The organism is Stackebrandtia albiflava (genome assembly GCF_007994225.1).
Taxonomy (GTDB): Bacteria; Actinomycetota; Actinomycetes; order Mycobacteriales; family Micromonosporaceae; genus Stackebrandtia; species Stackebrandtia albiflava.
The window spans coordinates 641,496-663,273 of the sequence record NZ_VLLL01000005.1; the positions used below are offsets into that span (position 1 = coordinate 641,496).

A 21,778-nucleotide genomic window follows, 5' to 3' on the forward strand; every position below is an offset into this window, starting at 1 on the left:
CGAACCCGGCGCCCGGCACGGTCGTCCCTGGCCCGGCGCGCTTCCGGGGCCGGGACCGACACTGTGGAGCGAACCGCCCGCCCCGGTGTCGGTGCGGGACGCGGCCGGTGATCCGGTCGAGGTCACCGGCCGGTATCTGGTGTCCGCGCCTCCCGCGACCGTGCAATGGGGACGGAACCCTCCGGTGGGGGTGGCCGAGTGGGCCGGCCCCTGGCCGGTGTCGGAACGGTGGTGGCGGGACGACGCGCGCCGTTACGCCCGGATCCAGGTCCGGCTGGTCGACGACCGCGCCGTGCTGTTGTTCGTCGAGAACGGCCGCTGGTACCTGGAGGGCAGCTATGACTGAGTACGCCGAACTGCACTGCCACTCGCACTTCAGTTTCGCAGACGGGGCGGACTCGCCGCGCCGCCTGGTTGCCGAGGCCGCCCGGCTGGGGCTCTCCGGGCTGGCGATCACCGACCACGACGGCTACTACGGTGTCGCGCAGTTCGCGGAGGCGGCGGGTGAGGTCGGCATGCCGACGGTGTTCGGTGCCGAGTTGAACCTGAATCTCGCGGCCGAACGCACCGGGACACCCGATCCGGGCGGTGACCATCTCGTGGTGTTGGCCCGCAATCCGGTCGGGTACCGCCGGTTGTCGCGGGCGATGACGCAGGCTCAGCTCAACGGGCGTAAGGGGAAGCCGGTCTACCAGTTGGAGCGGCTGGCCGAGTTGGCCGGTGGGCACTGGCTGGTGTTGACCGGTTGCCGGCACGGCCTGGTCCCCGCGGCCCTGGAGTCGGGTGGCGTGGACGCCGCCGCCGCCGAGCTGGAGCGGCTGCTCGACCTGTTCGGGCGGCGGAACCTGGCGGTCGAACTCATCCACCACGACGTGCCCGGAGACGACGACCGCATCGACGCGTTGGCGGAGCTGGCACGCCGCTACCGGGTTCCCACCGTCGCCACCAACAACGTGCATTACGCGACTCCGGCGCGGCAGCGGTTGGCACACGTGTTGTCGGCCACCCGGGCGCGCCGGACCCTGGACGAGTTGGACGGCTGGCTGCCCGCCGCGGCCACGGCCCATCTGCGAAGTCCCGAGGAGATGGCGGCGCGGTTCGCCCCGTACCCGGACGCGGTCGCCAGGGCGGCCGAGTTCGCGGCGGAGTGCGCCTTCGACCTGGCGTTGCTCACCCCGCAGCTTCCGGCCTTCCGGGTGCCACCGATCCACGACGAGTTCTCCTACCTGGCGCATCGCACGCTGGAGGGGGCGCTCGACAGGTACGGGCCACCCGGTGAGGAGAGGGTGCCGGGTGCGTACGCGCAGCTGGACAGGGAGCTGCGCGTGATCGACGAGATGGGGTTCGCCGGCTACTTCCTCATCGTGGCCGACATAGTGGACTTCTGCCGCAAGCGGGGGATCATGTGCCAGGGGCGGGGGTCGGCGGCGAACTCGGCGGTCTGCTACGCACTGGGTATCACCAATGTGGACGCAGTGGGGTACGGGCTGCTGTTCGAACGGTTCCTGTCACCGGACCGGGACGGCCCGCCCGACATCGACCTCGACATCGAGTCGGGGCGCCGGGAGGAGGCGATCCAGCACGTCTACGACCGGTACGGCAGGCTCAACGCCGCCCAGGTCGCCAACGTCGTCTCCTACCGGCCGAGGTCGGCGGTGCGCGACGTCGCCAAGGCCCTCGGGTACCCGCACGGTCAGGCGCAGGTGTGGAGCAGGCAGCTCGACCGGTGGGGGAGCGCCCGCGACTCCGAGGTCACCGAGATCCCCGCACAGGTGGTGGAACTGGCCGACGAACTGCTCACGACGCCACGTCATCTGGGACTGCACCCCGGCGGCATGGTGATCTGCGACCGGCCGGTGGCGGAGGTGTGCCCGGTGGAGTGGGCGCGGGCGAGGGGTCGCAGCGTGTTGCAGTGGGACAAGGACGACTGTGCCGCGGCGGGGCTCGTCAAGTTCGACCTGCTGGGGCTGGGGATGCTGTCGGCGTTGCAGTACGCGCTTCGGATGATCGCCGAGCACCACGGCGTGTCGGTGGACATCGCCAAACTGCCGCCCGAGGACACCGACGTCTACGACATGTTGTGCGCGGCGGACACGGTCGGGGTGTTCCAGGTGGAGTCCCGCGCCCAGATGGGAACCCTTCCCCGGTTGCGTCCCCGGGAGTTCTACGACCTCGTGGTGGAGGTGGCGCTGATCCGGCCCGGTCCCATCCAGGGCGGTTCGGTGCACCCGTATCTGCGTCGGCGGGAGGAGAAGCGCAGACACGGTTCGGAGTCGTGGAAACGGAAGGTGCACCCGTTGCTGTACCGCGCCCTGGGGAAGACCTACGGCGTTCCGTTGTTCCAGGAGCAGTTGATGCAGATGGCGATCGACGCCGCGGGCTTCGACGCCGCCGGGGCGGACCAGCTGAGGCGCGCGATGGGGTCGAAACGCTCCGCCGAGCGGATGGAACGGCTCAAGGACCGGCTGTACCGGGGGATGGCGGAACGGGGCATCACCGGTGCGGCGGCCGACGAGGTCTATCAGCAGTTGGCGGGGTTCGCCGACTTCGGGTTCCCCGAAAGCCACGCCATGAGTTTCGCCTACATCGTCTACGCCAGCGCGTGGCTGAAGTGCCACTATCCGGCGGCCTTCACCGCCTCCCTGCTCAACGCGCAGCCGATGGGTTTCTACTCGGTGAACACCCTGGTGGCCGACGCCCGCCGGCACGGCGTCGTGGTCCGTCGGCCCGACGTCAACCGGAGCGAGGTGGCGGCCACTCTGGAGCCCTGTGCGGAGGCTCCGGTGCATCCGGTCCTGGCCACGGCCGAGATCAGGTTGGGGCTGTCGCAGGTACGTGGGCTCAACACCGCGACGGCCGAACGCATCGTCGCGGGACGGCCCTACACCGACATGGCCGATCTGGCGCGACGGGCGGGGCTGACCTCCGCCCACTTGGAGGCGTTGGCCACCGCGGACGCCTTCGCCGGGTTCGGACTGGATCGCCGGGCCGCGTTGTGGCAGGCGGGCGTGGCCGCCCGGGAGCGGCCGGACATGTTGCGGGGCACGGCGATCGGCGGTGAGGCGCCGACGCTGCCGGGGATGAGCCGGGTGGAGTTGGCGGGCGCCGACCACTGGGCGATCCGGTTGTCGCCGGACTCGCATCCGGTGGAGTTCGCCAGGGAGTCGTTGCGCGCCGTCGGTGTCGTGTCGATCGAGTCGCTGTGGGAGCGGGAACACGGCACCCGGCTGTGGGTGGCCGGGTTGGTGACGCATCGGCAACGACCGTCCACCGCGCGCGGGGTCACCTTCCTGAACCTGGAGGACGAGACCGGGATGTTGAACGTCATATGTTCGGAGGGACTGTGGCGGCGATACCGGCGGCTGGCGCGGACGGCGACGGCGCTACGGGTGCGCGGCCGGTTGGAGGGGGTGCCGGGGGTGATCAACCTGGTGGCGGAGCGGTTGGAGCCGTTGGATCTCCAGATCAGGCCCACCGCGTCGCGCGATTTCCGTTGAGCGCCGGCCGGAAGGGTCGTGTGGACCGGCCGTGACCCGCCCGGCCGAGGCGGCCGGTCGAAGTGGTCAGTCGGCATCCGGCGTGTCCCGTTGACATCCGGCTCCGGTCATAATGAAATCGAGATGCATTTTCATTAAGCCCGTGCCGGGTCGGTCCGGTGCGGGTGACGACCGTGGAGGAGACAGTCTTGAAGATCGCGTTCGTCGGCAAGGGCGGGAGTGGGAAGACGACCATGGCGTCGTTGTTCGCGCGGCGTGCCGTCGACACCGGCCATCGGGTGCTCGCCATCGACGCCGACATCAACCAGCACCTGGCCGCCGCCCTCGGCGTTCCGGAGTCGGTCGCGATCGGCCTGCCGCTGTTGGGCGACCGGCTGCCCGAGATCAAGGAGTACCTGCGGGGCGACAATCCCCGCATCTCCTCGCCGGAGGCCATGGTCAAGACCACCCCGCCCGGCCGGGGTTCCCGTCTGCTGAGCCTGGCGGAGGACGATCCGCTGCTGTCCCGGGTGACGACCGAGGTGGCCGGGCTGCGGTTGGCCGTGACGGGCGGTTTCGCCGAGGGCGATCTGGGAGTCGCCTGCTATCACTCCAAAGTGGGTGCCGTGGAGCTGATTCTCAACCACCTGGTGGACGACGCGGGGGAGTACGTCGTCGTGGACATGGTCGCCGGCGCGGAGGCGTTCGCGTCCGGCCTGTTCACGCGCTTCGACCGGACCTTCCTGGTGTGTGAGCCCACCATGCGCAGCGTGGGGGTGTACCGGCAGTACGCCGGATACGCCGCCGACTACGACGTGGCGATCTCGGTGATCGGCAACAAGGTGGACGACGCGGAGGACGTCGAGTTCCTGCGGGAGCACGTCGGCGCGGCGTTGTTCGGCTGGTGTGGCCGTTCCGGTTACGTCAAGGCCGCCGAGCGCGGCGAGCCGGGACCGGTCACGGCGCTCGAACCGGAGAACCTGGCGTTGATCGACCAGGCGCGTGAGCTGGTCGACAACGGTCGCAGGGACTGGGACAAGTTCACCCGGCAGGCGAGACTCTTCCACCGGCGCAACGCCGAGGCGTGGGGCAACGACCGCGCGGGCACGGACCTGGCCGACCAGATCGATTCCGACTTCGTCATGGGGCCGCGGTCCGTCGTGGTCTCGTGACGGCGTGGGGTCGGGCCGGGGCCGCCGTCCTCGGGTCGATGTCCACGAGAAGTGACGCACCCGTTCCGGGTTGTGTCCGATTGGCGACAGAGCCCGATCGGCCGATTGGGGAGTATCGCCATATCTTCCATCGAAAAGGAGAAATATCCATGTCTCTCGATGTTTCCGCCGATCTGTTGGAGAAGGCCGAACGCGGCGAGGTCGACGACGCCGAGTTCGTCGACTGTGTACGCACCTCGCTCCCGTTCGCGTGGAGCCTGATCAGCCGGGTAGTGGGCGACCTGAAGGCCGGGGACGCCGACTTCGCCGACAACGTCACGCCGCCACCGGACGAGACCGCTCGCGGCCAACTGCTGCGCGCCCTCGCCTCCGACGCCATCCGTGGGGGCCTGGAACGCCACTTCGGCGTCAAACTCGCCTTCCAGAACTGCCACCGGGTCGCGGCCTTCCGCCTCGGCGCCGTCGACGGTGACCGCTACCGTCGCTTCATCTCTCCCGTCGGACAACTGCGCAACCAGTCGCCCGAACTGCGCGACTGCTGAACCACCGGTGGCGGCCCGGAACCCGGGCCGCCACCCGGACGACGGAGGCACCCGTGCACTGCGACCTCTTCCTGGTGGGCGACGCCGTCCACACCCCCGCCGCCGGTGTTCCGGCGGCGATACTCGAATACTCCACACTCGCCGAGAAATGCGGTTTCGGCGGTGTGTGGCTCGCCGAACACCACTTCATCCGATACGGCGGCGCACCCTCCGCCACGGTCATGGCCTCGGCCGTACTGTCCGCCACCGAGCGTCTGAGGGTCGGGACCGCCGCGTGCGTGCTGTCCCACCGGCATCCGGTGGCGCTGGGGGAGGAGGCGGTCATGTTGGACGGCCTCTCCGGCGGCCGGTTCCGGCTCGGCGTCGCCCGTGGCGGCGACTGGGTGGAGCTGGAGGTCTTCGGCGCGGGGCGGGATCGGTACGCACACGGGTTCCCCGAATCCCTCGACCTGCTGCTCGAATGGCTCTCCGGCGCCACGGAGGTCGGCGCGTCGGGCCGGTTCTTCCGCTTCCGGCCGGTACGGGTGCCCGCCGCCCCCGCGAACGGGCTCGGCGTGTGGGTCGCGGCGACCTCGCCGGCGAGCGTCGACCCGGCGGCGAGGCGGGGACTACCCCTGCTGTTGGGGGTGCACGCCACCGACGAGGAGAAGGCGGCCCTCGTCCGCCGTTGGCGGCGGGTCGCCGAACAGCACGGACACGACCCCACCACCGCCGACCACACCGCCGTGTACCTGGCGTACCCGGCCGACAGCGACCGCGTGGCCCGGCGGCGGCTGCGGGAGCCGATGACCGAATGGCTCACGACCGGAGTCGGCGACTACCGCAGGCTGGACGGTTCCAGGGTCACCACCGCGCAGGACGAGTACGTCGACCGGCTCATCGCCACCCACCCGGTGGGAACGGTGGAGACGGCTGCGGCACGGCTCGCCGAGGCGAGGGAGGTCACCGGCATCGACCGGGTCATGTTGATGGTCGAGGGAGCGGGTTCCACCGCGGAGGTGGCCGAGAACATCGCCCGGATCGGTGCGGAACTGCTTCCTATCGTGAGCCCACCGCCCAGTTGACCGCCTCCTCGACGGTCCGGTGGCGGAACCGGAAGCCGGCGTCGTTCAACACCGCGGGATCGATCTTCCCGCCGCGGAGCAGTTCGACGGCCGCCTCCCCGATGACCAGCTTCAAGGCGAAGGGCGGGACGGTCCACGGGGCGGGCCGGCGCATCGCGTCCGCCATGGCCCGGGTCAGATCCGCGTTGGTGGCCGGAGTCGGGCCGACCAGGTTCGCCGGACCGGTCACCTCCGAGTCGATGAGGAACTGCACGGCCTGGATCCAGTCGAGCAGCGATATCCACGGGAAGTACTGCCGCCCGGAGCCGAACCGGCCGCCGAGTCCGTAGCGGAACACCGGGACCAGCCGCTTGATCATCTCCGAATCCGCCGACAGCACGTGCCCGGTGCGCAGCGTGATCACCCGGGCTCCCGCCTTTGCCGCCGGGGTGGTGGCGGCCTCCCACTCACGGCAGTTCCGTCCCAGGTAGTCGTCGGCGGCCGGGTCGGTCTCGTCGGCGAGCCGGTCTCGGGTGTCGCCGTACCAGCCGACCGCCGACGCGTTGACCAGCAACGGGACGCCCGTCTCGGCGACCCCCTCGGCCAGCGCCCGGGTCGGGACGACCCGGCTTCGGGTGATCAACTCCTTGTAGGCGGGATTCCAGCGCCGGTCGGCGATGCCCGCGCCACCCAGGTTGACGACGGCGTCGGCGCCGCGCAGCAGCGGCGCCGTGGACTCACCGCCGTACGGATCCCATTCCCGGTCGTCGGGTGAATCGCTCGGTCGGCGTACCAGTTGGACGACGTGATGTCCTCGGTTGCGCAGCCTACGGATCAGGTGACGGCCGAGCAGACCCGAGCCGCCCGCGATGACGATCTTCATGGTCGTCGATTGTCCCAGTCGTGTTCCATGTCCGCTCGCGACGGACGGCGCACAGTCTATATGTAGACTGGGTATATATAGCGAGCCTTGATATGGAGGATTCATGCCGACGACTCCGACCCGTCGTGCCGTGCTCAAGGCGGCGGGGCTGTTGTCGGCCACCGCCGCCCTGTCCGGCACGGTGGCCGCCTGTGGTACTCCCGTCGACACCGCCGGCCGGGTGGACTTCACCCGACCGCTTCCGATTCCGCCCCTCATGGACGCCGAGACCGACGGAGCCGGCCGGAAGGTGTTCAGGATCACCGCGCAGGCCGGTAGCGCCGAACTCCTTCCCGGCACCCGGACGGACACGTTCGGATACAACGGCGACGTCCTCGGGCCGACGCTTCGCGCTCGCCGTGGTGACGAGGTCTCGGTCGTGGTGACGAATCGACTGGACGTGCCGACCAGTGTGCACTGGCACGGCATGCACCTTCCCGCCGTCGCGGACGGAGGTCCGCACCAGCCGATCGCCCCCGGCGCCGAATGGCGACCGAACTGGTATGTCGACCAACCCGCCGCCACACTCTGGTACCACCCACATCCGCACGGCGAGACCGAGAGGCAGGTCTACCGCGGCCTGGCCGGGATGTTCATCCTGGACGACGACGAGGCCGACCGGTTGCCACTGCCCCGGGACTACGGCGTCGACGACATCCCGCTCGTGGTGCAGGACAAGCGCTTCGACGACTCCGGAGCCCTCGACGAATCGGGGAGGGCCGAGGCCGGTCTCCTCGGTGACACCGTGCTCGTCAACGGCGTTTCGGGGCCGTATCTCGATGTGTCGACCCGGCTGGTCCGGTTGCGTCTCCTGAACGGTTCCACCGCGCGCACTTACCTGTTCGGGTTCACCGACGGTCGCCGGTTCGCCGTCGTGGGCAGTGACGGAGGACTGTTCGCCGCCCCACACCACACCGACCGGATCATGTTGTCGCCGGCCGAACGCGCCGAACTGGTCGTAGAGATGACACCCGGTGAACGGGTCGTCATGCGTTCCTTCCCTCCGGATCCGGACGGGGAGCGGTTCGGCGATTCGGGCGGAGAACAGGACACTCTCGACATCGTCGAACTCCGTGCCGCCGACGCGCTCGACGAGTCCCCGGAACTGCCCGACAGGCTGGTCGACGTTCCGGCCCCGGATCCGGCGGTGGCCGTGACGACCCGGCTGTTCGAGTTGCAGGGCAAGCGGATCAACGGACAGCGGATGGACATGGGACGGATCGACGAAGTCGTTCTCGTCGACTCCGTGGAGATCTGGGAGATACACAACGACCACGGCCAATACCACAACTTCCACGTGCACGACGTGCAGTTCCGAGTTCTCGACGTCGACGGCGAGCCACCGCCGCCGGAACTCGCCGGTTGGAAGGACACCGTGTTCATGCCCCGGCACGGCCGGAAACGGCTCCTCCTGCGATTCGCGGACTATGCCGATCCGGCCATGCCGTACATGTACCACTGTCATCTGTTGCGTCACGAGGACGAGGGGATGATGGGACAGTTCGTGGTCGTCGCGCCCGGCCAGGAGCCCGAGCTCTCCGGGCACGGTGACCACGACTGACACGCGCCGCGACCGGCGAAGCGTGCTACGCCGGTCGCGGCATCAGGCAGGGACTCGGTCGTTACAACGGCGGGTACGCGTTGGCCAGCAGCTCGGCGAACTGCGCCGGGAACCAGTCACCCGACAGGGGTGCGTCGGGCAGCGCGCCGGACATGTTGAACCCGTTGCGGGCGTTGCCCGGGTACGTCGGGTCGCACATCCGGTCGAAGCCCTTGCCGTCGGGGTTGGGGATCTCCTCGCTGGAGCCGTCCGACTCGCCCGGCGGCTTCGCCCAGATGTAGGCGTCGATGCCGGGTTCGGGCGCGGTCTGCGGGCGTTCACCGAGACCGGCACCCGACTGGTTGCACCAGTTGCCGAGGTGGATCCGCTGGTCGTAGCGACCGCCGTCGACGTAGGCGTTGACGTCGGTCATCGGTCCCGGTCCGGTCGGACGTGCGTCACCGCCCCAGCCGTTGCGGGAGGTGTCGATGAGCATGCCGACGTCCGGGTTGAACCCGGCCGAGACGGCCTCCAGACGGAACGCCTGCGCGAAGCTCAACTCGTCCACGTAGCGGTTCCAGTCGATCCAGTCCGACTGACGGACGGTGGTGCCGTTCACCGTGTCGCCGATCGCGAAGTGGTCCTCCTTCAACGCACCGTAGTTGGCGGTGTTGGCGATGAACCCGTGTACGTCGTCGACGGTGCTGCCGGCCGAGGTGGCGGCCTGGTGGAACAGGTCGGCGGACGGTCCGAAGTTGTCGTCCCAGCCGATCCAGCCGTGGTGACCGGCGTCGATGTAGTTGTACACGTTGGGGACGGCGCCGAGCTGTGCCAGCGCGTAGCCGACGCCCTCGACGTAGTTCCCGTTGGCCTTCATGACGTCGCACTCGGGTGTGGCGGTCGGGCGTGGGGTGACGTTGGTGATCAGGTTGGGCAGTGAGTCGATCTCGATGACCGTGACGATCCGCAGGTCCGCGTAGGCCGGGTCCGAGAGGATGTCGGCGATCGGGTCGATGTACTCGTGCTTGTACCGGTCGATCTCGTGCGGTTCCAGCTCACCGTTGGACGCCAGCGCCGCGCAGTCGCGACCGGGCAGGTTGTAGATCACGACCTGGAACACCAGTTCGCCGCCGGCGGCCTGCGCCACCGCAGTGTCGAGGTGCGCGGCCAGTCCGCGGGCGGTCGAGGTGCCCTCGATCGCGGCGATCCGGTCCATCCACACCGCCGTGGGCTGGTCGGCGATGGCGTCGCCTCCCGGTTCGGCGGCGGCCTTGGCGGACCAGTCGGGGTTGACGTACACGTCGGCGCCGACGTACGGGTTGTCCACCCGGTCGCCCGGCGGGTCTCCGCCGCCGTCTCCGACCGTCACAGAGACCGGCGTCGACGTGGTCGTGTCACCGGAGTCGTCGTGGGCGACGGCGGTGAGGCGGTGGCCGCCGTCGCCGGGGGCGGCCCATTGGAGGGAATAGGGCGAGGTGGTGTCGGAGCCCAGCAGGGTGTCCCCGGCGTAGAAGTCCACAGAGGTCACGGATCCGTCCGGATCCGAGGCGTCGGCGGCCAGCGCGATCGGTTGCCCGGCGGCGAAGTTCGCGCCGTTGGAGGGTTGGGTCAGCGACACGGTCGGGGGCAGGTTGCCGCCCCCGGAGTCGTTGCAGGTGACGCCGTTGAGCGTGAAGTCGGTGGGCGGGTCGTTGGTGCCGGAGTAGGTGCCGTTGAACCCGATGGTGGTCGATTGGCCGGTGCCGAGCGAGCCGTTGTAACCGAGGTCGCCGGCGGTGACCCGGTCGCCCTGTTGGTTCCAGTCGGCGCTCCAGCCGTTGGTGACACGCTGGTCGCCGGGGAAGCCGAAGCTCAGCTCCCAGCCGGACAGCGCCGCGTCGTTGTTGGTGATGGTGATTCCCGCCGTGAAGCCGCCGCCCCAGTCGTTCACCTGGTAGTCGACCGTGCAGCCGGTGGCCGCGTGGGCGGGGGTGCCGACGAGGAGGACCGCGGCGCCGACCGCCGCTCCTACGGCGGCACGCGCGATGGCCTTCACAGGCCGTCTCTTTCGCATGGGTAACTCGTTTCCTCGACCCGATCCCACTGGTGGATCGGGTGCCGGGCATTTTGGGAGCGCTCCCATGGCATTGATGATTACCGATGTGTTACCGGGTTGTCAAGGCGTGGTGGCAATCCGTGTTCGGACGGCCCGTTCTCCGCCGTGCCGGCCGTGAGATCCCGGACGGGACCGTGGCACACACGAAAAGGGGCGCCCACTCCCGGGAGTGGGCGCCCCTTTCAGGCTCTGAGGACTACAGGCCCAACTGGCCTTCGAAGTCGGCCGCCTCCAGCCGTTCCTTGACCGCCGTCAGATAACGCGCCGCGTCGGCGCCGTCGATCAGCCGGTGGTCGTAGGACAGCGCGAGGTACACCATGGACCGCGGCGCGATGACCTCACCGAGATCCGGGTCGTTCACCACGACTGCGCGCTTGACCACGGCACCCGTACCCAGCATCGCCGACTGCGGGGCGTTGACGATCGGGGTGTCGAACAGCGCGCCACGCGAACCCGTGTTGGTCAACGTGAACGTCCCGCCCGCGATGTCGTCCGGGACGAGCTTGTTGTCCCGGGTGCGCTGCGCGAGCTCGGCGATCCGCTTCGCGAGGCCGCCCAGGTTCAGGTCGCCCGCGTTGTGGATCACCGGGGCGATCAGGCCCTTGTCGGTGTCCACGGCCAGGCCGAGGTTCTCCGACGCCGGGTAGGTGATCGTGCCGGCCTCCATGTCGATGGACGCGTTGATCTGGGGGTAGCGCTGCAACGCCTCCACGGCGGCCATCGCGAAGAACGGCAGGAACGACAGCTTCACGCCGTGCCGCTCCAGGAACGCGTCCTTCTTGGCGGCACGCAGTTGCGCCACCTTCGTGACGTCCACCTCGACGACCGTGGTCAACTGCGCCTGGCTGTGCAGGGCGTTGAACGTGTTGTTGGCGATGGCACGACGCAACCGGGAGATCTTCTCGGTCCGGCCCCGCAGCGGACTGGGCGCCGACGGCTGGGAGGGCGCCGCGGACGGCTTGGCGGCGGGTGCGGCCGGCGCCGACTTCGACGCCGCCTTCTCCGCCGCGTCGAGGACGTCCTGCTTACGGATCCGTCCACCGACACCGGTTCCGGTCAGCGTCGAGAGGTCGACGTTCTTCTCGTTGGCCAGCTTGCGCACCAACGGGGTCACGTAGACGCTCGATCCGGACTGCGCGGCACCGGTGTCCGTGGCCGGTGCGGTCGCGGGGGGTTCGGCCTTCTCGGGCCGGTCGGCCTTCTGCTCGGCCTGCCGTTGCTGCACGGCCTCGGTCCGGGCCGGCTCCGCCTGCGGCTCGGGCTTCGGTTCCGGCTTGGGTTCCGGCTTCGGCTCGGCCTTGGGTTCGGGCTTCGACTCCGGCTTCGGGGCGGCCTGCGCTCCGCTCTCACCCACCACGGCCAACGCGGCGCCCACCTCGGCGGTCTCGTCCTCGGCGACCTTGATCTCCAGAAGCGTTCCCGCCACCGGAGAGGGGATCTCGGTGTCGACCTTGTCGGTGGAGACCTCGACCAGCGGCTCGTCGACCTCGACGGTGTCGCCCACCGACTTGAGCCAGCGGGTGATGGTGCCCTCCGTCACGGACTCGCCGAGCGCCGGCATCGGAACCTCGGTACCGGAGGCGTCACCGGAGGACCGGGACTCCTGCTGCTCGGCCTTCGGAGCCGGTTCCGGCTCGCTCTCCGGCTCCGGTTCCGGCTCGTCCCGGGACTCTTCCGCCGCGGCCGCACCGCCGGAGTCGCCGCCGGACGCCCCCGACTCGCCTTCCTCGCTGATCACCGCGAGCTCGCCGCCGACGTCGACGGTGTCGTCCTCTGCCGCGACGATCCGGGTCAGCACACCGGCCGCGGGGGACGGGATCTCGGTGTCGACCTTGTCGGTCGAGACCTCCAGGAGCGGCTCGTCGACCTCGACTCGCTCACCTTCCTGCTTCAACCATCGGGTGATGGTTCCCTCTGTGACGCTTTCGCCGAGGGCGGGCATGGTTACCGATACCGGCATGTCTTGACTGCTCCTGTGGTGAGTTAGGCGTGTGCGTGCAGCGGCTTGCCCGCGAGAGCCAGGTGTGCCTCTCCGAGCGCCTCGTTCTGAGTCGGGTGCATGTGAATCAACTGCGCGACGTCCGAGGGGAACGCCTCCCAGTTGTAGATGAGCTGGCCCTCGCCGATCTGCTCACCCATCCGGCTGCCGACCATGTGAACGCCGACCACCGGTCCATCCTTCACCGACACCAGCTTGACGAAGCCCTGGGTCTTGAGGATGTTGCTCTTGCCGTTGCCGGCGAGGTTGTAGTTGTACGTCTTGATCGCGTCGTCGCCGTACTTCTCGCGCGCCTTGTCCTCGTTGAGGCCGACGGAGGCGACCTCCGGCTCGGTGTAGGTGACACGCGGGATGCCCGCCTCGTCGATCGGGGTCGGGTTGAGACCCGCGATGTGCTCGGCGACGAAGATGCCGTGGCCGAAGCCGCGGTGCGCGAGCTGCACACCGGGCACGATGTCACCCACCGCGTACACGTTCGGCAGGTTGGTCTGCAGGTACTCGTCGGTCAGGACGAAGCCCCTGTCCATCTTCACGCCCTGCTCCTCGTAGCCCATCCCGGAGGTGCTGGGGCCACGGCCGACCGCCACCAGGAGGAGGTCCGCCTCCAGCGTGTCACCCCCGGCGATGGTCAGCGACACACCCGTGTCGGTGGCCTTGACCGACTCGAACGGCTTGCCGGTCTTGAACTTGATGCCCCGCTTGCGGAACGCGCGCTCCAGCATCTTGGACGAGTCGGCGTCCTCGGCGGCCAGCAGCCGCGGCAGCGCCTCGACGATGGTGACGTCCACACCGAGCGACTTCCAGGCGCTGGCGAACTCCGCGCCGATGACACCGCCGCCGAGGACGATCGCGCTCTCCGGGAGGGCGTCGAGCTTCAGGGCGTGTTCGGAGGTGACGATCCGCTTGCCGTCGACGTCGATGCCCGGCAGCGACTTGGCGTAGGAACCGGTGGCCAGCACGATGTTGCGGCCGGTGACCTGCTTGCCGTCGACGTCGATGGTGTTGGGGCCCACCAGCTTGCCGGTGCCCTCGATGACCGTGATCGCCTTGTTGGCGTTGATCATCCCGGACAGGCCCTTGTACAGCTTCGCGACGACGCCGTCCTTGTAGCTGTTGACACCGGCCATGTCGATGCCGGTCAGTTCGGCCTTGACACCGAACTGCGCGCTCTCCCGGGCGGAGTCGGCGACCTCACCGGCGTGCAGCAACGCCTTGGTGGGAATGCAGCCGGTGTGCAGGCAGGTGCCCCCCAGCTTGTCCTTCTCGATGAGGGCCACGGTCAGATCCAACTGGGCCGCGCGCAGGGCGCAGGCGTAACCGGCGCTGCCGCTGCCCAGGATCACGACGTCGTAGCCCGTGTTCGGGTCGCTCACGAAAACTCCCATGTCATTCTTGTCGACAGTCAAGGGTCATCCTCGCACTTGCCGGGCCCGGATTGTGGCCAGACCCTTAGCTTGCGTGCGCCCCACCATTCAACCTCGCCGCCAACGCGCCCGCACGGCGCCCGTGCTGTGCCCCCGAACACATCGACGCATATGGTTACGGTCGTAGAATCGCAGTAGGGATCACATGTGAACGGAGGCGTCAGTTGTCCTGGTTTCGCCGCAAGAGGCGCGCCTCCACTGCCAAGAACCGATTCGACACCACCCACCTGGAGGAGTTCCACGCCACTCGCCACGGCGTGGAAGCCTATGTGGAGCCCGCCACCACGGTGACGGAGACTACGGTGATGCTCATCGCCCACGACGGCGAATGGACCCGCCGACGGGTCGACGGCGTGGCCGCCGCGTTCCGGTTGGGCTCGCGCCTGGGCATACCCGTCTACGAGGTGGCCAAGGTCGGCTACCCGCAGCGCATGCGCGACTACAACGCCCGGCGCAAACTCATGGAGAGGCGCGACCGCGACCTCCCGGCATGACACCCAGGCTCCTCGGGCCTCGCGTCTAAGCGGTTGAGAGTGTGCCGGTCCGGCACACCCGCCCCTTGGAGGTGGTTGGATGTCGCAGGCGCTTGAAGCGCGAACCCGCGACGGAGTACCCATGACGTCACAGGCCCGAACGGCGACGGCGGGCCGCCGCGCCGAGTTCTCGGCGTTCGTGTCGGCGCACAGCCCGTCACTGCTGCGCGCCGCCTTCCTGCTCACCGGTGACCAGCATCTCGCCGAGGACCTGGTGCAGGACGCCCTGGCCCGCACCTACCGTGCCTGGAACCGGTTGGACAGGGCCGGCAACGCCGCCGCGTACACCCGCAAGGTCATGTACCACCTACAGGTGAGTTGGTGGCGGCGGCGCAAGGTCGCCGAGACCCTCACCGACGCGGTGCCGCACCGGGCCGCGCGCGGCCGGGACGTGGCGTTGGAAGTCACCATGCACCACGCGCTGCTGAAGTTGACGCCCGCGCAGCGCGCCGCGATCGTTCTGCGGTTCTTCGAGGACCGCACCGAAGTCGAGACCGCCCGGATCCTGGGCTGTTCGCAATCGACCGTCAAGACCCGGACCCGGCGCGGCCTGGAGAAGCTGCGCGGTCTCGCTCCCGAACTGGAGGGGATGTTGTCATGACCGATGAGTTCCGTGAACTGCTGCACCGGCGCGCCGACGGCGTGAAGTCGGCCCCGCTCGCCGAACCGGCGATGACCGCCGGTCGCCGCCTCGGATACGTCCGCGACTCGGTGGCCGGTGTCGCCGCGGTGGCGGTCGCGGCCGGACTGGTCGGCGGATACCTCGTCCTCGATCCCGCCACCGGGGGTGCTCCCACCGCCGAGGACGGGGCGGTGTTGCCCGCCGTGCCGACCGACGCGGTCGCCGGGGAGATCGGCCGGTGGACCGCGCTCCCCGAGACCCTGGTCTACGGCAACAACGGCCTGGGCTCCGACCAGGCGGCCAGCCTGGTGACCGGTGACACCTACGAGACGCTGCCGTTGCCGTACTTCACCGACGACGACGGCGGCGACGTCGAGCACACACCGTGGTTCGTCTCGCCCAACGGAATGAACGTGGCCTCGGCCACCGAGGAGGGGCTGTCGATCGGGAGGCTCGACGCCGAGGCCGACACCCTGGTGCACGAGAGCGCGACCCTGTGCGGCCTGATCAACTGGTCGCCCGACTCCTCGCGCGTGGTGGTCTCCGACTGCGCAGGTGACACCGTCGACCTCATCCTGGTGGACGCGGTGTCCGGCGCGGTCAACCGACTCGCCACCGACCTGCCGGTGGAGGGCGAGGACTCCGACTGGGTCACCGCGATCTGGAACGCCGACGGCAGCCGCCTGATCTGGGGCAACACGCCACTCGGCTTCACCATCGCCGACGCCGACGGCAGCGACCCCGAGCCCTTCGACGCCGGTGTCCTCCCGAACGCGGCGGAGATCCTGGACCAACACACCATCGACACCAAGCTGTTGCCCGGTGAGGCCGAGAACCCGCGCACCCGGATCACCGCGGTCTCCGCCGACGGGAACCTGGTCTGCCACGACGTCACCTACGGCGATCCCACCGGTTACCACGCGATGGACCGGGTCAGCGGCCACATCGAGCCGGGCTGCAACTACCTGCTCGACGTGTCGACCGGTCAGCGGATCGAGTTCCCGGAGGTCGACGGCGAGGGCTACACCAAGATCGTCGGATTGAGCGCCTTCGGCGAGGTGATCACCCGCACCCTGACCGACCCGGCCGATTCCGGACCCGGATACGGCACCGTCTACCGGACCGACCTGTGGAACGCCGAGGGCGAGAAGATCGACTCCCTCGTCGAGCCGCAGTACTACGAGGACGGTGGCAAGGGACGGGTCATGCTGAACGTCCTGTGGGGATACACGAGCTGATCCATCACGACCGGGCGGGGCATCCGAAGGGGTGCCCCGCCCTCGTCGTGTCCGGACATCGTCCGTTCGGCCCACGTGCACCAGGTGCGGTCGGCACGTCTTCCCCGGTGACGATCACACGGCTACCGTGGGAGGTGCCCTTGAGAACGCAGGCCGTCGAGCCTCGCGCCCAGAGACCATCCGTACCAGACGATCCCGTGGACGAGTTCCGGCAGTTCGTCGCCGGTCACGCCGCCGCACTGCTGCGGTCGGCGTACCTGCTGACGGGCGACAGGCAGCTCGCCGAGGACCTGGTACAGGACGCGCTGGCGCGGACCCACATGGCGTGGCACAGGCTCAAGGACGTCGGCAACGCGTCCGCCTACGCCCGGAAGGTCATGTACCACCTACAGGTGAGCTGGTGGCGGCGGCGCAGAGTCGCCGAGACACTCACCGACACCGCACCGGTCATCGCCGCACCCGGTCGGGACACCGCCCTCGAACTCTCGGTGCGGGCGGCGTTGCTGAAGTTGACCGCGGGTCAACGGGCGGTGATCGTGTTGCGGTTCTTCGAGGACCTGACGGAGGCCGAGACGGCGAAGGCCCTCGGCGTATCGAAGTCCACAGTGCATTTCAAGAGCGAGGCGGCGTTCCGGCGGCTCGCCAGACTGGTTCCGGAACTGGAAGGAGAACGGGGATGAATCGACGACTCTCCCAGGTCCTGCGCGACGGCACCGTGGACCTGACGGTTCCGGACTTCGCCGACGTCGTCATCGCCCGCAGCGGCCGAATGCGCCGATCCCGGCGGCTGTCGGCGGTCGCGGCGGCCACCGCCCTGGTGGTGGGCGTCGTCGGCGCCACCTTCACCGTCAGGGCGTTGACCGATCCGGGTGATCCCGGTGGGACCCTCGCGGGACAGTTCCAGTACACCACCGAACCCACCGGCGCGGTCGCGAGCGAACTCACGGAGTGGACGGCACTGCCCGACCGGCTGGTGTACGCCAACTACGACACCAATCCGCCCGCGACGGCCACCGTGGTGACCCCCGACGCGGTGGAATCGGTCGTACTGCCGTACCCGGCCACCGGGCCCGGTGACCTGTACTGGAAGGCGTCACCCAACGGCCGTAACCTGGCCGCGGTCACGCCCGAGGGCCTGCACGTCGGTGCCCTCGACGAGACCGCCGATCCACTGGTCTATCCGGCGACGACGCTGTGCACGCCGTTCACCTGGTCGCCGGATTCGGCGAAACTGGTCATCGGTGACTGCGCCGACGAGTCGATCTCGCTCGTCGTGGTCGATGCGATCAGCGGGTCGGTCACCGTGATCGACACCGCGATGCCGTCGGTGCCGCCCGATTCGAGCCACCAGGTCTCAGCACTGTGGACGGCCGACGCCGGGAACATGGTGTGGGGCAACACGGCGCAGGGGTACGTCATCGCCGACGCAGACGGCACCGATCCCCGGCCCTTCGACGCCGGCGGGCTGCCCACCGACCCCGCCGAGATCTACCCGGCCGAACTGTTGGAGGTCCGCGACGCCGACGGTCCACCCAGGAGCGTCATCTCGGCGATCTCCGCCGACGGGTCCCGGGTGTGCCACGAGGTGTGGTTCGGCGACGACCCGATGATGCCCGAGCCGTTGCCGCCGATGGGTGAGGAGGCCGGCTGTAACTATCTGCTGGACGTCCCCACCGGCCGGGCCGTCGATCTGGGTGACGCGTGGTACACGGCGGTCATCGGAATCAGTGCGCACGGCCAGATCCTCACCCGGAGTGTGGTGGGCAAGACCGACGAGGCGAAGCTGGTGGAACTGCGGGACGCGAACGGCCGGGTGATCGACGGCTTCGCCGAGACCGTCGTCCCGGGCGGCGACGGTCAGGCCAAGGGGAGTCAGAACATGTTGATGACCCTGTACGGCCACACGGACTGACCGAACCGGTGGGGTCACTCACGGGTGGCCCCACCGCGCGTCAGTCGGTCTGTACCGTCTCGTCGCCGGTGGACGACGGCGACCAGTCCGGGGAACGGCCCAGCATGGCGAGTATCCGGGGGAGGGGGGCGGCGTCGTCCGGCTGCGGGACGCCCGGCCGGAACGCGGCGTTCGGTTGCAGCCGACCGGGACCGTCCGGCACCGCCCGGGCCACCTTCAGCACCGCGGCGGTGAGGTCGTCGTCGAACTCCACCGGGACGCCGATCGACACCGCGACGTCCCAGCCGTGAACCATGGTGTCGAGCAGGTGGAAGCCGACCGCCTGCTGTGGCGGAAACGGTCGTTCCCGCGAGAACTCGGCGAGCCACCAGCCGCGCGTGGCGGCGTCGGGTTGGGCGAACGCCTGCAACAGGTCGGCGGACACCGCGCGGTGGTCACCGGCGGGGTCCTGGCCGACCGGCCAGTCGGCCCACACGTCCAAGGTCGGCCCGGTGCCCCGCGCCGCCGCAGCGAAACCACGGTTCTGTCCGATCATGTGGGCGAGTAGCTGGCGCAGATCCCAACCGGCACAAGGTGTCGGAACATCCAAGAGGTCTGCCGTCACCTTGTCGACAATGGAGTCGGTCACTTCGGTGGTGCGGCGATGGAATTCAAGTAGGTCGATCACCGGCTCATGGTACCGGCGGTCGTGGGCGGCGGCGGTGCCCCGAGACGGTCATCGACCGCGACCGGCCACGCCGCCGCCCACGCGCGCCTCCGACCTCAGACGGCGGGTTTGCGGCCGATGTGGACGCTCTCGGCGGCGAGGTAGAACAGGTCCTCCCGGTGCCCGAGCCACACCTCGTCGTCGGGGTCCAGCAGCCTCCGCCACACCGCCAGGTCGGCCGGTTCGATGAACTCCTCCGACCACTCCACCTGTTTGGCCAGGCCCCGAAGCACGTGGTCGAGGTCGGCGCCCTCCAGGGGCGCGGGCTTGTCGAACAGTACGTTGCGGGTGTGGATGTCGACGAGCCCGGCGTTGCGCAGCCCGATCGGCCAGCCGTACGGCATCGGTGAGGCGTCGGCCATCCGGCGCCGGTAGTTCTCGTGCTTGGCGGCGGCGAGTCGGTGCTGGATCCCCGGTTCGCCCACCCCCAGATAGGCGGGCAGGTTCGCGACCGTAGTGCCGCCCTCCGCGACGGCCAGGACGCCGTCCTCCGCCAGGACCGCGGCCAACGTCCGCAACGCGGCCTGTTCGTCGTCGGCGTGGTGCAGCGCGCCACGCGCCCAGATCAGGTCCGGTGCGCCCCCGGCCTGTTCACGGATCCGCGTCGCGTCGTCCTCGAACGAGGCGACCGCGAACGTGATCGCGGGATGCTCCTGCGCGGCCCGCGCGAAGACCTCGGCGTGGGCGTCGACACCGGCGATCCGGGTGGTCAGGTCCCGGCGCGTGGCCTCGGTGTGCAACGCCACCGCCATCCCCGCGCCGCCGCAACCGAAGTCGACGGCCAGCCGATCGCCGTCGCGCAGCAGTTCCCGGGCCATCAACCGGTAGAAGTCGGCGTCGCCGTGCGCACCGGAGGCCAGGTGAGCGGCCTCCGCGGCCCAGTCGAATCCCTCGTCGGACATGTCCATCCCTTCATTCACGACGGCGGCCCGCGACCGTGAGTACGGTCGCGGGCCGTTCCACGATCGGATCAACCGCTCTTGCGGTTGGTGAATTCCTTGTGACCGGCGATCTTGACGTCCTTGGGAGTGAAACCGGAACGGTCCACGCCGTGCTGCACGCCCTTGACCTTGTTCTTGCCCTTGTTGCGCTTGGCGGCGCGGCGCTCCGCCCGGTTCATGGGCTCCGGTTGTTCCTCCGTCGCGTCGGTGTCCGACTGCGGGGGTTCGTGGTCCTCGGTGAGGTCGTGGGTGTCGTTCATGGTGGTTCTCCTCGAAACTGAGCGGGCGCGTGACCGTCACCGGATACGCCCGGGAGGTTGACAACGGCGTGAATCGGTCGGAACGTCCACCACGGGGGAGACGGTCCGTCCTGCGCTCAGATCATCCACATGCTGCGAACCCTAGCAGCCGCCCGCGCGACCGGCACCTCGGATACGCGCTTCGGCGGCCCGATCGCCGGCACCGCGAACGACATGCGGGCCGCCGACCTGCGAAGACGCCCACGGCCGTGTGACGCGCGGCTCAGCCCGCCAGCGCCCGTTCCGCCGACTCCGCGGCCTCCGGAGTGAACATGACCAACCGGGCCACCGCGACCTCGGTGACCGCCGCGCGCAACTCCGCGACCGCCTGGGCGACCGCGTCGTCGACCGGCCAGCCGTAGATGCCCGCCGAGATCAGCGGGAACGCCACGGACCGGGCACCCAACTCGTCCGCGACCGCCAGGCTCCGCCGATAGCAGGACCGCAGCAGCTCCGAGCGGTCCTCGGTGGGGGAGTACACCGGGCCGACCGTGTGGACGACCCACTTCGCGGGCAGCCTGCCCGCCGTCGTGGCGACCGCGTCTCCGGTCGCCAGCCCACCGCCCAGGTGCCCGGCCCGCAGCCTGCGGCATTCGGCCAGGATCTCCGGACCGCCGGCACGGTGGATCGCACCGTCCACACCGCCACCGCCCAACAGGGACGAGTTGGCCGCGTTGACGACGGCGTCGACGTGTTCCCGAGTGATGTCGCCTCGGACGCTCTCGATTCGCACGCGGTCACCCTCTCACACCGCGCCGTCCGGCTCCCCCGGCGCGGCGTCCCGCCACTCGCGGGCGAGCAGCCCGTAGACCTCGGAGTCCCGCCAGCCGTCCCGCAGCCGCATCGTCTCCCGCAGCAGGCCCTCCCGGCGCATCCCCAACCGCCGCAGTACCGCCGCCGAGGCGGTGTTCCGGGGATCGCAGGTTCCGTAGACACGGTGCAGCCGCAGCGCGTCGAACCCGACGCGCAGCAGTTCACGACCGATCCCGGTCCCCAGGCCGACGCCCCAGTGGTCCGGATGCACCAGGTACTGGATTTCGCCCTGACGGTGTACCCGGTCCCGGATCCGCAGCTCACCGGAACCGATCACCTCACCGTGCCACTCGGCGACGTAGACCCGGCGGACCGGCGGCTCGGCGAGCCAGGCGGTGGCGGCCACGGTGGTGAACCGTCGCGAGTCCTCCTCGGTGTTGGGGCCCCACGCCTGGTACCGGCACACTTCGGGGCGGCTGCCCCACGAGTGGACCGCACGCCAGTCTTCGATCCCCATCGGACGCAGCCGCAACGCGGTGTTCGCCATCGTGTGAGTATGCG

The 21,778-nt window shown here is 69.5% G+C and carries 19 protein-coding genes; 10 read left to right on the forward strand and 9 right to left on the reverse strand.

All coding sequences use genetic code 11. The features are described from left to right. The first annotated feature begins 134 nt into the window (after positions 1–134). The 4 genes from LX16_RS03895 (at position 135) to LX16_RS03910 (ending at position 6,254) form a co-directional block, all read left to right on the forward strand. Positions 135–3,497, forward strand: coding sequence for an error-prone DNA polymerase (locus LX16_RS03895; protein ID WP_425304414.1), 3,363 nt, complete (start codon positions 135–137; stop codon positions 3,495–3,497). Positions 3,498–3,685: 188 nt separating this feature from the next. Continuing rightward, positions 3,686–4,648 carry an ATP-binding protein gene (locus LX16_RS03900; protein WP_147133193.1) on the forward strand — a complete coding sequence of 321 codons (963 nt, stop codon included), beginning with the start codon at positions 3,686–3,688 and terminating at the stop codon, positions 4,646–4,648. A gap of 149 nt (positions 4,649–4,797) precedes the next feature. Further along, the gene (locus tag LX16_RS03905; protein WP_147133196.1) at positions 4,798–5,190 is read left to right on the forward strand and encodes an SCO5389 family protein; all 393 of its coding nucleotides are present in this window, start codon (positions 4,798–4,800) and stop codon (positions 5,188–5,190) included. A 53-nt stretch (positions 5,191–5,243) separates the two neighbouring features. Continuing rightward, positions 5,244–6,254, forward strand: coding sequence for an LLM class flavin-dependent oxidoreductase (locus tag LX16_RS03910; protein WP_211354272.1), 1,011 nt, complete (start codon positions 5,244–5,246; stop codon positions 6,252–6,254). Here LX16_RS03910 and LX16_RS03915 read toward each other — a convergent pair. After that, positions 6,229–7,116, reverse strand: a complete 888-nt coding sequence (locus LX16_RS03915; RefSeq protein ID WP_147133198.1) for a TIGR01777 family oxidoreductase — start codon at positions 7,114–7,116, stop codon at positions 6,229–6,231. The two genes, LX16_RS03910 and LX16_RS03915, sit on opposite strands and share 26 nt — an antisense overlap. A gap of 103 nt (positions 7,117–7,219) precedes the next feature. Here LX16_RS03915 and LX16_RS03920 point away from each other — a divergent pair, with 103 nt between their 5' ends. Beyond that, positions 7,220–8,716 carry a multicopper oxidase family protein gene (locus tag LX16_RS03920; RefSeq protein WP_147133201.1) on the forward strand — a complete coding sequence of 499 codons (1,497 nt, stop codon included), beginning with the start codon at positions 7,220–7,222 and terminating at the stop codon, positions 8,714–8,716. 61 nt (positions 8,717–8,777) lie between these two features. On the opposite strand, the gene LX16_RS27850 is transcribed toward LX16_RS03920, so the two are convergent. The 3 genes from LX16_RS27850 to lpdA all read right to left on the reverse strand — a co-directional run bounded on the left by LX16_RS27850 (position 8,778) and on the right by lpdA (position 14,162). Beyond that, complete coding sequence (locus LX16_RS27850; RefSeq protein ID WP_147133204.1) at positions 8,778–10,748, reverse strand: glycoside hydrolase family 6 protein; 1,971 nt, start codon at positions 10,746–10,748, stop codon at positions 8,778–8,780. Positions 10,749–10,986: 238 nt separating this feature from the next. Continuing rightward, positions 10,987–12,750 (reverse strand): 2-oxoglutarate dehydrogenase, E2 component, dihydrolipoamide succinyltransferase, encoded by a 1,764-nt coding sequence (gene sucB / locus LX16_RS03930; RefSeq protein WP_147133207.1) that lies wholly within the window; start codon positions 12,748–12,750, stop codon positions 10,987–10,989. A gap of 23 nt (positions 12,751–12,773) precedes the next feature. Further along, positions 12,774–14,162 carry a dihydrolipoyl dehydrogenase gene (lpdA, locus tag LX16_RS03935; RefSeq protein ID WP_147133212.1) on the reverse strand — a complete coding sequence of 463 codons (1,389 nt, stop codon included), beginning with the start codon at positions 14,160–14,162 and terminating at the stop codon, positions 12,774–12,776. A gap of 179 nt (positions 14,163–14,341) precedes the next feature. Between lpdA and LX16_RS03940 the strand changes: the two genes are divergently transcribed. The 5 genes from LX16_RS03940 (at position 14,342) to LX16_RS03960 (ending at position 18,518) form a co-directional block, all read left to right on the forward strand. Next, positions 14,342–14,707, forward strand: coding sequence for an oxidoreductase (locus LX16_RS03940; RefSeq protein WP_425304415.1), 366 nt, complete (start codon positions 14,342–14,344; stop codon positions 14,705–14,707). A gap of 121 nt (positions 14,708–14,828) precedes the next feature. Beyond that, positions 14,829–15,347 carry a SigE family RNA polymerase sigma factor gene (locus LX16_RS03945; protein ID WP_244615666.1) on the forward strand — a complete coding sequence of 173 codons (519 nt, stop codon included), beginning with the start codon at positions 14,829–14,831 and terminating at the stop codon, positions 15,345–15,347. Continuing rightward, entirely contained in the window at positions 15,344–16,606 is a 1,263-nt protein-coding gene (locus LX16_RS03950; protein ID WP_147133220.1) for a hypothetical protein, read from the forward strand. Before LX16_RS03945 ends, LX16_RS03950 begins: the two co-directional genes overlap by 4 nt. A gap of 197 nt (positions 16,607–16,803) precedes the next feature. Next, positions 16,804–17,286, forward strand: a complete 483-nt coding sequence (locus tag LX16_RS03955) for a SigE family RNA polymerase sigma factor (RefSeq protein WP_147133223.1) — start codon at positions 16,804–16,806, stop codon at positions 17,284–17,286. Beyond that, a complete protein-coding gene (locus LX16_RS03960) occupies positions 17,283–18,518 on the forward strand; it encodes a hypothetical protein (protein WP_147133227.1) in 1,236 nt (411 codons plus the stop codon). The genes LX16_RS03955 and LX16_RS03960 overlap by 4 nt, the downstream gene beginning before the upstream one ends. Positions 18,519–18,558: 40 nt before the next feature. Here LX16_RS03960 and LX16_RS03965 read toward each other — a convergent pair whose 3' ends face one another. From LX16_RS03965 to LX16_RS03985, 5 genes are all read right to left on the reverse strand, one after another. Continuing rightward, positions 18,559–19,185, reverse strand: coding sequence for a TIGR03086 family metal-binding protein (locus LX16_RS03965; RefSeq protein ID WP_147133230.1), 627 nt, complete (start codon positions 19,183–19,185; stop codon positions 18,559–18,561). Between the two features lie 95 nt (positions 19,186–19,280). Next, positions 19,281–20,126, reverse strand: coding sequence for a class I SAM-dependent methyltransferase (locus LX16_RS03970; protein ID WP_158645468.1), 846 nt, complete (start codon positions 20,124–20,126; stop codon positions 19,281–19,283). A 68-nt stretch (positions 20,127–20,194) separates the two neighbouring features. Then, positions 20,195–20,425 (reverse strand): hypothetical protein, encoded by a 231-nt coding sequence (locus tag LX16_RS03975; RefSeq protein ID WP_147133236.1) that lies wholly within the window; start codon positions 20,423–20,425, stop codon positions 20,195–20,197. A gap of 262 nt (positions 20,426–20,687) precedes the next feature. Continuing rightward, complete coding sequence (locus LX16_RS03980; protein ID WP_147133238.1) at positions 20,688–21,197, reverse strand: O-acetyl-ADP-ribose deacetylase; 510 nt, start codon at positions 21,195–21,197, stop codon at positions 20,688–20,690. A gap of 12 nt (positions 21,198–21,209) precedes the next feature. Next, positions 21,210–21,764, reverse strand: a complete 555-nt coding sequence (locus LX16_RS03985) for a GNAT family N-acetyltransferase (protein ID WP_147133240.1) — start codon at positions 21,762–21,764, stop codon at positions 21,210–21,212. Between the last annotated feature and the right edge of the window lie 14 nt (positions 21,765–21,778).